This window comes from Streptomyces sp. NBC_00704 (assembly GCF_036226605.1).
Classification (GTDB): Bacteria; Actinomycetota; Actinomycetes; order Streptomycetales; family Streptomycetaceae; genus Streptomyces.
Map to the genome: position 1 here is coordinate 3,053,035 of NZ_CP109000.1, position 14,750 is coordinate 3,067,784.

10 protein-coding genes are annotated in these 14,750 nt (G+C 71.9%); 2 read left to right on the forward strand and 8 right to left on the reverse strand.

Going from position 1 to position 14,750, the window contains the following annotated elements; genetic code table 11:
* Positions 1 to 62 precede the first annotated feature (62 nt).
* Positions 63 to 4,460, reverse strand: coding sequence for a LamG-like jellyroll fold domain-containing protein (locus OG802_RS13380; RefSeq protein WP_443055233.1), 4,398 nt, complete (start codon positions 4,458 to 4,460; stop codon positions 63 to 65).
* A 322-nt stretch (positions 4,461 to 4,782) separates the two neighbouring features.
* Positions 4,783 to 5,805: a GlxA family transcriptional regulator gene (locus OG802_RS13385; protein WP_329410365.1), complete on the reverse strand. Its 1,023-nt coding sequence runs from the start codon at positions 5,803 to 5,805 to the stop codon at positions 4,783 to 4,785.
* Between the two features lie 217 nt (positions 5,806 to 6,022).
* Here OG802_RS13385 and OG802_RS13390 point away from each other — a divergent pair, with 217 nt between their 5' ends.
* The gene (locus tag OG802_RS13390) at positions 6,023 to 6,472 is read left to right on the forward strand and encodes a hypothetical protein (protein ID WP_329410367.1); all 450 of its coding nucleotides are present in this window, start codon (positions 6,023 to 6,025) and stop codon (positions 6,470 to 6,472) included.
* A gap of 66 nt (positions 6,473 to 6,538) precedes the next feature.
* On the opposite strand, the gene OG802_RS13395 is transcribed toward OG802_RS13390, so the two are convergent.
* A complete protein-coding gene (locus tag OG802_RS13395; protein ID WP_329410369.1) occupies positions 6,539 to 8,047 on the reverse strand; it encodes an MFS transporter in 1,509 nt (502 codons plus the stop codon).
* A 216-nt stretch (positions 8,048 to 8,263) separates the two neighbouring features.
* A complete protein-coding gene (locus OG802_RS13400; protein WP_329410371.1) occupies positions 8,264 to 9,577 on the reverse strand; it encodes a DUF445 domain-containing protein in 1,314 nt (437 codons plus the stop codon).
* Positions 9,578 to 9,740: 163 nt separating this feature from the next.
* Between OG802_RS13400 and OG802_RS13405 the strand changes: the two genes are divergently transcribed.
* Positions 9,741 to 11,075: an SGNH/GDSL hydrolase family protein gene (locus OG802_RS13405; protein ID WP_329410373.1), complete on the forward strand. Its 1,335-nt coding sequence runs from the start codon at positions 9,741 to 9,743 to the stop codon at positions 11,073 to 11,075.
* A gap of 86 nt (positions 11,076 to 11,161) precedes the next feature.
* Here the strand turns inward: OG802_RS13405 and OG802_RS13410 are convergent, their stop codons facing one another.
* Genes OG802_RS13410 through OG802_RS13425 form a run of 4 tightly spaced genes read right to left on the reverse strand, consistent with a single transcriptional unit; the run spans position 11,162 to position 14,710 of the window.
* Positions 11,162 to 12,055, reverse strand: coding sequence for a DUF1707 SHOCT-like domain-containing protein (locus OG802_RS13410; protein ID WP_329410375.1), 894 nt, complete (start codon positions 12,053 to 12,055; stop codon positions 11,162 to 11,164).
* A gap of 9 nt (positions 12,056 to 12,064) precedes the next feature.
* On the reverse strand, positions 12,065 to 13,093 hold the full coding sequence (locus OG802_RS13415) for an ABC transporter ATP-binding protein (protein WP_443055235.1): 1,029 nt from the start codon (positions 13,091 to 13,093) through the stop codon (positions 12,065 to 12,067).
* A 2-nt stretch (positions 13,094 to 13,095) separates the two neighbouring features.
* On the reverse strand, positions 13,096 to 13,860 hold the full coding sequence (locus OG802_RS13420) for an ABC transporter permease (protein WP_329417041.1): 765 nt from the start codon (positions 13,858 to 13,860) through the stop codon (positions 13,096 to 13,098).
* 49 nt (positions 13,861 to 13,909) lie between these two features.
* Positions 13,910 to 14,710 carry an ABC transporter permease gene (locus OG802_RS13425; RefSeq protein ID WP_329410377.1) on the reverse strand — a complete coding sequence of 267 codons (801 nt, stop codon included), beginning with the start codon at positions 14,708 to 14,710 and terminating at the stop codon, positions 13,910 to 13,912.
* Positions 14,711 to 14,750: the final 40 nt, after the last annotated feature.

The window sequence follows — 14,750 nt, forward strand, 5'->3', positions numbered from 1 at the left end:
GCTGGGGGGGGCGGGACGGGCCGCGATCGGCGGCGCGTCCCGCCCCCGGGCTGCCGTGCCGGTCAGTCGCCGCTGGGTACGACCGTTTCCACGCCCGGCAGGCCGGCGGCGAGGTGGTCGATCTGTGTCTCCGTCAGGGCGCCCTGGAAGATCCAGACGTCGGAGAGCGAACCGGGGAAGTACTGGCCTGACGTGGCTCCGGTCGTGTCCCGGCCGAGTTGCAGGGTCTTGGCCGCCTTGTAGGTCAGTACGTTGTCGGACCACGAGACGGTGTCGGCGCAGCTCGCGTCGTCCTGTGCCCCGTCGCCGTCGGTGTCGGCGCAGGCGGTCTCCTGGAGTTCACCGTTGACGTAGAGGCTGAGTTCCTTGGAGAAACCGTCGTAGACGAGCGCCACGTGGTTCCAGTCGGTGGGGCTGTAGAACAGGCCGTTACCGACGTCGGTGACCGCGGCCGAGTCGCTGTCGGAGTCGGCCGTGGCGATGCGCCAACGGCCGGGATCGGTTGAAGGGGTGGCGCTGGGCTCGTAGCGCACCGCGAAAGCGCTCCTCTTGGAACCCGGAGCGCTCAAGACGGTGACCGGACTCGTCGGGACGGCGGCCGTCTGGACGAACGCGCTCACGGTGAAGCTGGCGCTGGTGTCCACCGGCACCACCGCGGCGGCCGAGTAGTCGTCCGTGCCGTCGAGCGTGACGGTGCCGTCGACCCCGCCCAGGCCGGCGTCGACCCCGCCCTTGCCGGCCTGGGCTCCGTTGTACAGGGTCATGGAGTTACCTGCCGACGACGCGTCGGGGGACGTCAGCGGGCTGCCGGTGGCCGTCTCGAACTTCCAGCGGCCCTTGACCACCGCGCGCTGCTTGAACAGCTGCTGCACCTCACCGGCCGACACCGGTCGGTCGAACAGCCGCACGTCGTCGATCTGGCCGGGGAAGAACGAGGTGGCCTTGCCCTCGAAGGCACTGGCGCCGATCTGTACCGCGCCCCCGGCGTACCAGGTCGAGGGAAGGACGGCGGTACCGGCCAGAGTCCCGTTGACGTACAGCGAGAGCGTGTGGGCGACGGTGTCCTGCACGCCCACCAGATGCGTCCACTCCCCGCCGTACGCGGTGGTGCCCGTGGGCTGGACCGCCCGAACCACGGTGGAGTCGGCGGTGTCGGCGCTGTGCTGGTTGAACACCCATCGGTCGTACGAGCTGGAGTAGTACAGCTCCGGCCCCGTCACCACGGCGCCGATCTGAGAGGCGACGGTCGCGGCGTGGGTCGGCTTGGTCTTCGCCAGCTTCACCCAGGCCGAGACGGCGAAGCTGTAGGAGGTGTTGACCTGTGGGGTTCCCGTGGTGGCGTAGTCGTCGGTGCCGTCCAGGGTGAGCGCGTTGCCGTCCACCCCGGCCGCGCCGGCGGTGGCACCGCCCTTGAGGACGGCCGGGTTCACATCGGCCCGGCCGCTCAGCGCGGGCACGTCGGCCGCGTCGTCCATGTGGAAGACCATCCGGGCCGGACGGCCGCCACTCGTGTTCGAGCTGTACAGGCTCGACACCTCGGCGGTCGTCAGAGGCTTTTCGAAGGTCTTCAGCTCGTCGATGGCGCCGGGGAAGAACGACGTGGGCGCGCCGCCGGCCAGTCCGGCGCCGATCGTCATGCCCCGTCGTGCGTTCCATGGGGTGCTGTAGGCCGCCGTACCGGCCAGGGTGCCGTTGACGTACAGCTTGAGCAGCTTCTCGCCGGCGGCGTAGACGCCGACCAGATGGGTCCACTCGCCTGCCTTGACCCCGCCGGCGGCGGCCTGCGTGGCCTGGACCGGGGTGCCGGTGGCGGTGTCGGCGCTGTACTGGGTGAACGTCCAGCGGTCGCCGGCCTTGGCGTAGGACAGCTCGAAGCCCGGCTTGTGGTTGCCCTGTTGGGAAGCGACGACCGCCGATCCGGGAGGCATGGCGGACAGCTTCACCCAAGCGGACACGGAGTAGCTGATGTCGGTGTTGACGGTGGCGATGTCGGTGGCGGCGTAGTCGTCGACTCCGTCGAACTGCACCGCCGTGCCGAACTGGCCCTCGACGTTCGGTGTGGGGCCGCTGCGCAGGGTCGCTGCCTGCTCGGGCGCGGTGCCCGCCGCCTGACCGGCGCCGGCCGCCTCGTTCATCGACCAGTCGGCCCGTTCGACCTGACCCGCCTTGACCCGGAACTGGTAGGTGCGGATCTCGGAGGCGTTGCCCGCGGTGTCGAAGGAGCGTGCGGTGAAGGTGTTGAGGCCCGGCTTGAGGGGCAGCACGGGGACGGTCTTGGCCGCTCCGGCCGACGTCGCGATCGCGTTGGCGGCGACCGGGTCGCCGTTGAGGCCGTACCAGTACTTCGTCACGTCGGAGACCGCGCCGGTGACCGTGAAGTTGCCGTACTGGCCCACTCCGTCGTACCAGGGATCGTCGGGGTCCTCGGGGTTCGAGGCCGGGTAGGCGGCCGAGGAGATCGTCGGCGCCTTGGGCACGCTCGTGTCGTAGACGAAGTAGCAGCCAGTCGCGCCCGTGGACGACCACGACGAGTACTGGGCGCCGTCGTAGGAGCGGACGTACCAGTTCACCGTCTTGTTGGTGGGGATGGAGGACGGCAGGGTGAGCACGAAGTCGGAGCCGGACTTCTTCGCCGTCGTCAGGGCGGGCTTCCAACGGGCGATCACGCCCTTGCCGTCACCGGCATCCCAACTCGCCGCGAACTGTACGGAGACGGAGTCGCCGTCCGGGTCTGTGACGTCGTTGGCGTAGATCTTGCCCAGCGTACGCACGCGCGCGGCGCCGGCGGCCGCCTTGCAGGATCCGCCGTACTCCATGGTCAGCTGAGCCGTCTTGACCTGCGACGGCGGACGGTTGTACTGGACACGCAGGTAGGCGTCGTCCGAGAACCGCTTCCAGGCGTATCCGTCCGACTCGCTCGACGCCTTCATGCCGAAGGTCATCGTCGACCACTTCTTGTCCGCCGCCTGCTGCACCGCGGCCTTCACGTCGAACTCCGCGTCCTTCGCCGCACAGCCGGTGAAGCCGTAGGCGAAGGACGCCGTCCTGAGGTGGTCGATCCAGAAACCGGACGCGTTCTGCGAGTTCCAGGTCGTCGCGGAGGAGATGTCCTTGGTGCGCCACAGCTCGACGCTGCGGTCCGAGCAGGACGCCGACCACGTATTGCGGACCACGAACTCCGCCTGCAGCACGGTCCGCCCGGCGAACTTCGAGGTGGGGATGCGATAGAAGAGCCGCTTGGTGTCGTTCGGAGCGCAGTACGACCAATTGCAGTAGCCGAGGCCCGCGTCCGGGTCGCCGTTGAACTTCCACTGCGGCGAGGACGCCCAGTACTTGGAGGCCATCGTCCACGCCGAGGCCTTGGGGGAGTACCACTGGGGATCGATGAACACGGGATACACCGTGTTCTTGCCCCTGAGCACGCTGCGGTCGGGCGTCAGCACGAGCGAGTCCTGCCCGGCGGATACGTCCACTGCGACCGGCGCCACGTTCGCGGACTCCGCGGCGACGGCCTCGGACTCGGCGGGACCGACGGTGGCGGCGGAAGCGGCAGGGGCGGGCGTGGGGCGGGTGCCCGCGGCCGTCGAGCGCTTCGGCGCGGCTGGTGACGCCTGCGGAGCGGACCCGGCGGGAGACGCAGACTTTGACGTGGTGTCCGGGGCCTCGGTGCTGGAGTCCCACATCACCGGGCGAGGGGCCTCGAAGACCGGGCTTCGGGCGCCGTCGTCGATCGCTGCCAGGCCGCCCTCGGCGGTCTCCTTGACCTGCATGCCCTCGGCGTTCATCTTCAGGCGCAGGGTATTCAGTTCGGCGCTCGCCGCCGCCTCGGCGGACTTGACGACCAAGAGCTGGGTGAACCCGTCCTGCTGTGCCGTCATCCGCAGGTCGACGCCGGGCAGCACCTCCGGGTAGGTGACGGCGTTCCCGTTCAGCTCCGGGCTGGGCAGCTCACCGGGCCAGGACAGAGCCAGCTCGCGGCCGTTCCTCGCCATCCGCACCAGCGGGGCCGACCCCCCGCCGGAGAAGGTCAGGCCGACGGTCGCCGCCTTGGGCGCCACCGTTCCGTCCGCTCCGCGGGTCAGGGTGGTGTCGATGTCCCGCCACACACCGTCGACCCGGGTCCGCACCGGGCGCAGGTGTTCGCGTGCCTCCAGGTGCCCCTCGGGGGTGGCGTAGACCTCGCTGCTCTCGCCGCGAAGGGAGGTGATCTCCACGCGCTTGCCTGTGCGCGCGGCCTCGGCCAGCGCCTTGATGTCCTCGCCCGAGCCGTCGTCCGCGGGCGTCCTGGCCTTTCTTCCCGTGTCGGTGGTCCCGGCGGCCTCGGCGGCTCCCCTGGACGAGGCGTCAGACCGTTCACCCACCGCAAGAGCGCTGTGGGATGCGCCCGTCGCCAGCGCCAAGGCTGCGCAGAGAACCGCGCCGGCTGTGCGCAGCCGACGTCTCCCCCCGTGCGTATTCATATGAACTGCTCCCCCGTCAGGCGCTGTTGAGCCGCGCCTGGATATGTTCGATCAAGTGGCCGGGTCGCAAGATATGAGCACAGCCGAACTCTTCACCAGGGACTCACAAGCGGACAAAGTTCATCACAGTCACTAAGCAAGCACAGCCGAGGAATGACATACCTCACGTTTGGTCGCTGAATTCGACGCAATTCGAGGCCGGTGCCCCGGTTCGGTCAGGACCCCGGACTTCGGACAGCGACCAGCCGGCCGTCGTCATCGACAACACAGCGATGCCGCAAGGAGATTGACGCAATCCGACGCCTGACACCACGACGCCCGATCAGGCTCGTGTCGCGTCCGCCCGGGGGGCGCCGGTGGGCCGTCCCGGAACGCCTGTTCCCGCTCCCGCGCTCTCCTTCGACCGGAACGCCCGCCGGTAGCCCTGTGGGCTGGTGCCGGCGACCTTGCGGAAGCATTCACGGAAGGCCGTCGGGGAGCCGAAGCCCGCCTGGGCGGCGATCCGTTCGACCGGGTAGGCCGTCGACTCCAGCAGGTACTGGGCGCGTCGGACCCGGGCCCGGTGCAGCCAGCGCAGCGGCGTCGTGCCGGTCTGCTCGCGGAAGCGGCGGTTCAGCGTGCGGGTGCTCAGGCCGGCGTGCTCGGCGATCCGGTCCAGCGTCAGGTCGTCGCCGCAGTTGTCCTCCAGCCAGACCAGGAGCGGTTCCAGGGTCGCGCCGGCCGGGGCCGGTGTCAGGTCCTGGGCGATGAACTGGGCCTGGCCGCCCTCCCGTTCGAGCGGCATGACCGACATCCTGGCCGCCTGGGCGGCGATCGCCGAGCCGTAGTCGCTGCGGATCATGTGCAGGCACATGTCGAGGGCCGCCGCCGCGCCCGCCGAGGTGAGGAACCGGCCGTGGTCGACGTACAGGACGTTCGGATCCACCTCCACCCGCGGGTGGCGCAGGGCCAGTTCGCGTGCCGCCGCCCAGTGCGTGGTCGCGCGCAGCCCGTCCAGCAGGCCCGTCGCGGCGAACACGAACGCGCCGACGCACACGGAGGCGATCCGGGTGCCGTTCGCCGCCGCGTCGCGCAGTGCCTCGGCGACCCCCGGCGGCAGCTCGTGCGGCGGGTCCGCGACGCCGGGCAGGATGATCGTGTCCGCCTCGGCCAGCGCTTCGAGCCCGTACGGCGCGCGCACGGTGAACGCCCCCGCGCTCACCTCCCCGGAGGGGGCCGGCGAGCAGACCCGCACCCGGTACGCGGGGCGGCCGTCGGGCAGCCGCGCCCAGCCGAAGGCGTCGATCGGGGCGGACAGATCGAAGGGGACGACCCCGTCCAGGACCAGTACGGCGACGGTGTGCATGGCGCGATGCTAGGCAGCCGACGGGATTTCGCCAAGCCTGCGACCGGGGGCGGGGAGGGGGTGCGCGGCGCGGGGACGGGCGGACGTGGGCCGTTCTGCCGTGGTCGCGTGCGGGTTCGGCGGGACGGGCGGTCGGGCGGGTGCGGTGGCGGGAATCCGTCGGCCTCTGGCATTCCCGCCGCTTCCGCGTGATCTTCGTGCCGTCTAGCGTCGGTGCGTGACCAAGTTCCTCCTCGCCCTCCACGTCCTCGCCGCGATCGTCGCCGTCGGGCCCGTGACCGTCGCCGCCAGCATGTTCCCGCCCGCCGCGCGCAAGGCGCTGGCCGCGCCCGAGGACACGGGCGCGGCCGGGACCGTGCGGCTGCTGCACCGCATCTGCCAGGTGTACGCGGCCGTGGGCATCGCCGTCCCCGTGTTCGGGTTCGCCACCGCGAGCGCGATGGGGGTGATGGGCGACCCGTGGCTGATCGCGTCGATCGTGCTGACCGTCCTGGCCGCAGGCGTCCTGCTGATCCTGGTGCTGCCGCGGCAGGAGGTGCTCGTCGAGGGGCGGGGGGCGCGGGCGACGACCGTCCGGCTCGCCATGTTCACCGGCGTGTTCAACCTGCTGTGGGCGACGGTGACGGTCCTGATGATCGTCCGGCCCGGATCGACGACGGGGGCGTAGGCGGACCGGGGCGGGTCAGGGGACCCCGCCCCGGTCCGCGACGCGTCAGGCCGACTCCGGGCCGCGTCAGGCCGGCTTCGCGCCGCGGCCGGCCACGCCCTTGGCCTTCGCCGCCGCCGCGCTCAGCGGCTTGGCGATGTCCTCCAGGGAACGCCGTTCGGCGTTGACCGCCAGGAACGCCGCGACCAGGCCCGCCAGGCACATCAGGGTCGCGCCGACGCAGAAGGCGAGGACCGTGTCGCCGACCTTGCCGGTGTCGGTGAGCTTGGCGAACAGCAGGGGGCCGCTGATGCCGCCGGCGGCCGTGCCGAGGGCGTAGAAGAAGGCGATGGACATCGCGCGGGTCTCCATCGGGAAGATCTCGGAGACCGTCAGATAGGCGCTCGACGCGCCCGCCGAAGCGAAGAACAGCACCACGCACCAGCAGGCCGTCATCGTCGTCGCGTTCAGCGAGCCCTGGTCGAACAGCCAGGCCGTGCCGAACAGCAGCAGACCCGACAGCAGGTACGTCGAGGAGATCATCACCCGGCGGCCGACCGTGTCGAACAGCTTGCCCAGCAGCAGCGGGCCGCAGAAGTTGCCGATCGCGATGACGGCGAAGTAGTAGCCGGTGTTGCCACTCGGCACGTCGAAGAACTTCGTCAGGATCGCGCCGAAGCCGAAGGTGATCGCGTTGTAGAGGAACGCCTGGCCGATGAAGAGGGAGAAGCCGAGGACCGCGCGGCGACGGTACTTCGAGAACACCGTGCGGGCGATCTCGACGAAGGACACGCTGCGCCGCTGGTGGATCGTCAGCTCGCCCTCGGCGCGCGGCAGCCGCTCCCCCTTGTCCTCCTCGATCTGCTTCTCGATGGAGGTGACGATCTCCTCGGCCTCGCGGTCGCGGCCGTGGATCAGCAGCCACCGTGGGCTCTCCGGGACGTGCCGCCGCACGAGGAGGATGACCAGGGCGAGGACGGCGCCCAGGGCGAACGTCAGCCGCCAGCCGACGTCGGCCGCGAAGATGTCCGTGTTCAGCGCGACGATCGACAGCAGCGAACCGGCGACCGCGCCCAGCCAGAAGCTGCCGTTGATGATGAGGTCGACGCGCCCCCGGTACTGCGCCGGGATCAGCTCGTCGATCGCCGAGTTGATGGCCGCGTACTCGCCGCCGATGCCGAAGCCGGTGAGGAAGCGGAAGAGCAGGAACCACCAGGTGTCGAAGGAGACGGCGGTCAGGGCGGTGGCCGCCAGATACACCGCGAGGGTGATCATGAAGAGCTTCTTGCGGCCCCATTTGTCGGTCAGCCGGCCCCAGAAGAGCGCGCCGATGCAGGCGCCGGCCACGTACAGCGCGGCCGCGATGCCGGTGACCTGCCCGGAGGTGATGGGCAGGCCGCTGCCCGGCTCGGACAGCCGGCTCGCGATGTTCCCGACGACCGTGACCTCCAGGCCGTCCAGGATCCACACGGTGCCCAGTCCGAAGACGATGGTCCAGTGCCAGCGCGACCAGGGCAGCCGGTCCAGGCGGGCGGGGATGTCTGTGGTGATCGTGCGGTCTCTCTCGGCCGGCACGGCAGCTTCGGCGCTGGTCATGGGCTCCCTCCTCGGCACGCACGCTCCTCGTCGAGCGACGCGGTCCGTGTTCCCGCGACCAGCGCCTTCAAGCCCCGCATACCTGGACGCCCCGCACAGCCCGCGCCACCGCCGGGCCACGGACGTCCGCACCACCGCCGGGTCACGGGCGTCCGCGCCGCCGCGTCGACGGGACGAGGGCCGCGCGGCCCGCTGCCGGGGGCGTCCGTGCCGGGGTCAGGCGCCCAGGGCCCGGGCCACGGTGTAGATCAGCAGGCCGGCCAGTGAGCCCACCACCGTGCCGTTGATGCGGATGAACTGGAGGTCCCGGCCGATGTTCGCCTCGATCTTGCGGGTGGTGTGCTCGGGGTCCCAGCTCGCCACCGTGTCGGTGATCAGCGAGGTGATCTCCTTGCGGTACGTCGTGACGACGTGCACCGCGGCCCCCTCGACCCAGCTGTCGACCTTCTCCTGCACCTTGGGCTCCGTCGCCATCCGGGCCCCCAGCGACAGCAGCGAGGCCCGCACCCGCAGACGCAGCTCGCTGCGCTCGTCCTCCGCCGCCGCGACGATCATCGAGCGGACGGCCGTCCAGGCGGACGCGATCAGGTCCTGGACCTCGCCCCGGCCCAGCACCTCGCCCTTGAGCCGCTCCACCCGCGCGCGGGTCTGCGTGTCGGACTGGAGATCCGCGGCGAAGTCGGTGAGGAACCGGTCGAGGGCCCCGCGGGCCGGGTGGGAGGGCATGTCCCGCATCTCCGCGCAGAAACGCAGCAGCTCCTTGTAGACGCGCTCCCCGACCTTCTTGTCGACGAACCGCGGGGTCCAGCCGGGCGCGCCGCCCTGCACGGCGTCCATCACCGAGTCGGCGTGCAGCACCAGCCAGTCGTGCGCCCGCCCCACCACCAGGTCGACGGCGCGCCGGTGGCCGCCGTCCGCCACGATCCGCTCCAGCAGCTTTCCCATGCCCGGCGCGATCTCCTGGGCGTCGGCGCGCCGGGTGATCGCCTCCCCCACCACCGCCTGCACGTCCGAGTCGCGCAGCACCGTCAGCGCGCCGCGCAGCGCCGTCGCCAGCTCGGCCGTCACCCTGTCGGCGTGGGCGGGATCCGCCAGCCAGACGCCCAGCCGGGTGCCGATGCCCACCGAGCGCAGCCGCCCGCGCACCACGTCCTCGGAGAGGAAGTTCTCGCCGACGAACTCGCCCAGCGAGACGCCCAGCTGGTCCTTCTTGTTCGGGATGATCGCCGTGTGCGGGATGGGCAGGCCGAGCGGGTGACGGAACAGCGCCGTGACCGCGAACCAGTCGGCGAGCGCGCCGACCATGCCCGCCTCCGCGGCGGCCGCCACATAGCCGGCCCAGGGGCCCGCGCCCCGGTGGGAGGCCCACTCGGCGAGGACGTACACCACCGCCACGAACAGCAGCAGCCCGGCCGCGGTGAGCTTCATCTGCCGTACCCCGCGCTGTTTCTCCTGGTCCGCGGGGGTGAAGGAGGTCATGGCCCGGTAGGACGGGGCCGCGTCCGGTGCTGCCGCTTCGGTACGTTCCATTTGCTCCACCCGTTCGGTGATCCCGCGCACATTGTCCCTTCCTGACCGACTCCCGGAACGGAACAGGAGTTCCCGTCGTCTGTCAGAGCGGGGAGATCGAGGGCGAACTCCTGCACCGATCGGGAGCCACGGGCTCCCCGCGCACGAGGAGACACGCACCCGCATGACCGCCAAGCATCATGGTTATGCCCTGCTGTCCGCGATCGTCGCCCTCGTCCTGGGTCTGTCCGCCGCGATCTACGTCACAGCCGCCGCCGAGCACGGCCCCGGCCACCGGCCCGCGCCCGGCGCCGTCGCCGCGGGGCGCGGCCCGTACCGCGCCGCCCCCGTGTCCACCGGCGTCTGGGTGGGCGCCTGGACCGCGGCCCCGGCCGGCGCGGAACCGGGCACGGCGGCCGGCGGCACGGCGGGCCGCACGGTCCGCGACGTCGTGCACACCGGCGTCGGCGGGAGCGCCGCCCGCGTCACCCTGTCCAACCTCTACGGCGACCGCCCCCTCACCGTCACCCACGCCACGCTCGCCGTCGCCGCCCACGACGACGGCCCGGCCGCCGACCCCGGCACCCTGCGCCGGCTCTCCTTCGGGGGCGCCGCCTCCGTCGTCGTCCCGGCCGGCGGGCAGACCGTCAGCGACCCCGTCGCCGTCGTCGTCCCGGCCGACACGGACGTCCTGGTCAGCGTCTACTCCCCCACCTCGGCCGGGCCCGTCACCTACCACCCCCGCGCCCGGCAGACCAGCTACGTCGCCGAAGGTGAGTCCACCGAGGACACCAGCGGCGCCGCGTTCACCGGGACCACCCCCTACTGGCGCTACCTGACCGCGCTGGACGTCCTCGGCGACGAGGCCGACGGCACCGTCGTCGCGTTCGGCGACTCCCTCACCGACGGCGTCACCTCCACCGCCGACGCCAACCACCGCTGGCCCGACGTCCTCGCCGACCGGCTCCGCTCCGCCCGCGCCGCCGACGGCTCCGCACCCCGCTACGCCGTGGTCAACGCCGGCATCAGCGGCAACCGGCTCCTCGCCGACGACCCGCGGCGCGGCGCCTCCGGCCTGAACCGCTTCACCCGCGATGTCCTCGACCGCCCCCGCGTGAAGGCCGTCGTCATCGACCTCGGCGTCAACGACATCCTGCGCGGCACGCAACCCGCCGCCCCGGAGGCGATCGTGGCCGGCCTGCGCACCCTCGTCGACCGCGCCCACGCGCGCGGCATCAAGGCCGTCGGCGCCACCCTCATGCCGTTCCGCGGCCACCGCGGCTACAGCGCCGCCCGGGAGGAGGTACGGCAGCAGGTCAACCGGGCGATCCGCGCGGGCGGCGTGTTCGACGAGGTCGTCGACTTCGACAAGGCGCTGCGCGACCCCTACGACCCGCGCGGCCTGCGCCCGGAGTACGACTCCGGCGACCATCTGCACCCCGACGACCGCGGCTACCGCGAGATGGCCCGCACCCTGGACCTGGCGCAACTGACCGCCTCCGCACCGGCCCGGCTGTAGCGGCAGCGGCAGCGGCCCACGCACCGCGGCGGACGCCCGCCGATTACCGCACCGGCCCCGGCCACGGCCCCGGGCCGGGGCGACCGTCAGTCCTCGACGTACCGTTCCCCGCCGCCCCGGCCATCCCGGTCGCCCTGGCGGTCGCGGCCCTCCCGCCGCTCCCGGCGTTCCTCGCGCTGCCGTTCCGGCCGCAGGCCGAGGTCGTGGTGGAGGTCGTGGTGGAGGTCGTGCCGCCCCTCCAGCACGGGCCGGTGCGCGTCGTGCGCCTCGTCCCGGAGGGCGGCGTGCGGCTCATGCCGGGCCGCCCTGCGGTCGCGCTTCTCCTGCTGCCGGGCCGCCCGCGTCTTCTTGCGCTCGATGCCGACCCCGCCCCAGAAGGCGAACCCCGTGACAACCACCCGCGGCAGGCCCGGATCGCCCGGCACCCCGCTCTCCCGGTGGTCGAACCCGCCCATCACGCCGACACCGCGCACCACGACCTCGACGCCCGGCGGCACGACGATCTGCATCCCGCCCATGACCGCCACACAGGTGATCTCGACCTCGCCCGCCGAGAAGTCCGCCTCCCGCAGGTCGATCTCCCCGCCGCCCCAGAAGGCCACGCAGTTCAGACGCCGCGGCACCGTCCAGCGGCCCTTGCGCTGGAAGCCGGACATCACCCCCAGGGCCCACGACGACCCCCCGCCGCCCACGATCCGCCCGTCCGGGCCCCCGCCGCGTGCGGGCTCCTTGTGCAGCGGGACCACCGGCGGCGGGACGACCCCGGCGGCCGGCAGGTCCCGGGTGATCGGCGCCAACTCCCGGTACGTGCGCGCCCGGTACGTCTCCTCCAGCCGCTCCTCGAACTCCGCCATGTCGAGACGGCCGTCGGCGAGGGCGTCCCGCAGCACCTCGACGACCCGCTCACGATCGGCGTCGGAGGCACGAAGGTCCGGGGCGTCCGGGGCGTCCGGGGAATCCGGGACTGCGTCGTCGGTCATGTCAGCAGCCTACGAGTTCGCGGTCCCCGGCACTACGGTGCGCCGCTGCGACGGCGTACCGCCCGAACTCCCCGGCCCGTACAGCATCTTGGCGATCACCGCCTCGATGTCCGGCTCCCGCACCGACAGGTCCACCAGCGGGTAGCGCGCCGCGATGTGCGCCACCAGCGGAGCGGCGGACGCCGACGCCGGGAACGCCAGCCACTGACGGGGCCCCTCCACCCTCACCACCCGCGCCGCCTCCCCCGCCTCGATCGGCGGCAGCTCCCGCTCCAGGTCCACCACCAGCGTCCGCTCGCTCTCGCCCGCCTCGTGCAGCCCCGCCAGCGCGCCGTCGTACACCAGCCGACCGTGGTCGATGACCATCACCCGCGAGCACAACTGCTCGATGTCCTGAAGATCGTGCGTCGTGAGCAGCACCGTCGTACCGCGCTCGGCGTTCAGCTCCCGCAGGAACTCCCGCACCCGCGCCTTGGACACCACGTCCAGACCGATCGTCGGCTCGTCCAGGTAGAGCACCTCCGGATCGTGCAGCAGCGCCGCCGCGATGTCGCCGCGCATCCGCTGCCCCAGCGACAGCTGGCGCACCGGCACCTCCAACAGCGCGCCCAGGTCCAGGAGTTCCACCAGCCGGTCGAGGTTCTCCCGGTAACGGCCGTCCGGGATGCGGTACATGCGGTGCATCAACCGGTACGAGTCGATCAGCGGAAGGTCCCACCACAGCGTCGTGCGCTGCCCGAACACCACGCCTATGCGGTGCGCCAGCCGCGTCCGCTCCCGCGACGGATCGATCCCGGCCACCCGCAGGCGGCCCCCGCTCGGCGTCAGGATCCCCGTCAGCATCTTGATCGTCGTCGACTTGCCGGCCCCGTTCGGACCGATGTACCCGACCATCTCGCCCCGCGCCACCCGGAACGAGATCGCGTCGACCGCCCGCACCCGCCGCAGCTCCCGCTTGAGGAAACCGGTCCTGCGACGCACGTCGAAGACCTTCTCCACCCGGTCCACCTCGATGAACGCACTCTCCGACACCGTCACCCTCAACTCCCCGTGCTCCGGTACGACCTCAGTCCGACCCGCCACGCCAGCCCCGCCGCCGCACAGCACACGGCCGCCACCAGCGGCGGCGCGAACGCCGCCCACCCCGGCAGCCCCAGCGGATACGGCCGCCCCAACACATAGGACGCGGGCACCCAGTTGACGAACGCCAGCGGGAACACGAACGTCACCCCCCGCACCAGCTCCGTGCCGAACACCGTCGGCGGATACTGCAACAGCGTCTGGCCGCCGTACGTGAACGCCGCCTGCACCTCCGCCGCGTCCTGCGCGACGAACTGGAAGGCCGCGCCCGCCACGAACACCGACGCGAAGATCGCCCCGCCGCTCAGCAGCATCACCGGCACCAGCAGCACCTTCGGCGCCGACCACGCCACGTCCGTCGCCACCAGCGCGTACCCGAACACCACCGCCCCCTGCACGATCCGGCTCACCCGGCGCAACGCGAACCGGTCCGCGGCCACCTGGGCCAGCACCGGCGCCGGACGCACCAGCAGCGTGTCCAGCGTCCCGTCCCGCACGCGCGTCCCCAGCCGGCCCGCCGAGCCGATCGCCAGATCCGCCAGCCCGAACGACATCGCCGACAGCCCGTACAGGAACGCGATCTCCGGCAACGAGTAACCGCCCAGCGCGTCGACCTGCGAGAACATCAGCAAGATCGCGACAAAATCCAGCCCCGTCACCAGCAGGCCGCCCAGCGCCGTCATCACGAACGACACCCGGTAGGCCAGCGTCGAGCGGATCCACATCCCCGCGATCAGCCGGTACGCCCGCAGCCCCTCCGCGAGCCGGCCCGCGTCACCCACCCTGCACCACCACCCGCCGCGTCGCCGCCCGCTGCACCAGCCGGCCCACCGCCAGCAGCGCCACCGCCCACACCGCCTGGAAGGCGAACGCCGACCACGGATCGACCTCGCCCATCAGCACGTCCGCCGGCATCTGCAACAGCGCCGCCCACGGCAACGCCGCCACGACTTCCCCCCACGGCTGCGGGAACGCGTTCAACGGCAACGCCATCCCCGAGCAGAACATCCCCGTCACCACCAGCGTCTGCATCGCTCCCGTCCCGTCCAGCAGCCAGAACCCGCTCAACGCCACCAGGAACCGGATCCCGTAACTCACCACCATCGCCAGCCCCACCGCCGCCAGGAACGCCGCCCACACCGCCGGATCACGCGGCAACGCCGTCGGGAACACCAACGCGCCGAACACGAACGGCACGACGCCGCGCCCCACCAGCTGGAACACCGCCCGCCCCACGTCCACCGCCAGCCACCACGCCTGGAGATCCGCCGGCCGGTACAGATCGACCGCCACGTCCCCCGTGCGGATGCGCTCGATCAGGTCCGCCTCGAAGCCGCCGCCCTGGATCGCCAGCGTCGCGAACAGCGCCTGCCCCAGCCACACATAGGTCACCGCCTGTGACTGGTCGTAACCGCCCAGATGCGGCCGCGCGTCCCACAACGCCAGATACGTGTAGACGAGGATCAGGCCGAAAACCGTGTTGGTGAACACCCCCGCGGCCGTGGCCACCCGATAGGTCGCGTACCTTCGGAAACTCCCCACCGCGACGGCCGCGTACAACCGCGCCGATCCCAAGGCAACCCTCCTCCTCGCCCACGAGTCACCCCTGGTGCCC

What these genes read in the sequence shown, in the direction of transcription:
- OG802_RS13410 (WP_329410375.1), bottom strand. Translation starts at nt 12,055, where the DNA reads ATGACCGACGACGCAGTCCCGGATTCCCCGGACGCCCCGGACGCCCCG.
- OG802_RS13395 (WP_329410369.1), bottom strand. Translation starts at nt 8,047, where the DNA reads ATGACCAGCGCCGAAGCTGCCGTGCCGGCCGAGAGAGACCGCACGATC.
- OG802_RS13380 (WP_443055233.1), bottom strand. Translation starts at nt 4,460, where the DNA reads ATGAATACGCACGGGGGGAGACGTCGGCTGCGCACAGCCGGCGCGGTT.
- OG802_RS13420 (WP_329417041.1), bottom strand. Translation starts at nt 13,860, where the DNA reads ATGTGGATCCGCTCGACGCTGGCCTACCGGGTGTCGTTCGTGATGACG.
- OG802_RS13385 (WP_329410365.1), bottom strand. Translation starts at nt 5,805, where the DNA reads ATGCACACCGTCGCCGTACTGGTCCTGGACGGGGTCGTCCCCTTCGAT.
- OG802_RS13400 (WP_329410371.1), bottom strand. Translation starts at nt 9,577, where the DNA reads ATGGAACGTACCGAAGCGGCAGCACCGGACGCGGCCCCGTCCTACCGG.
- OG802_RS13405 (WP_329410373.1), top strand. Translation starts at nt 9,741, where the DNA reads ATGACCGCCAAGCATCATGGTTATGCCCTGCTGTCCGCGATCGTCGCC.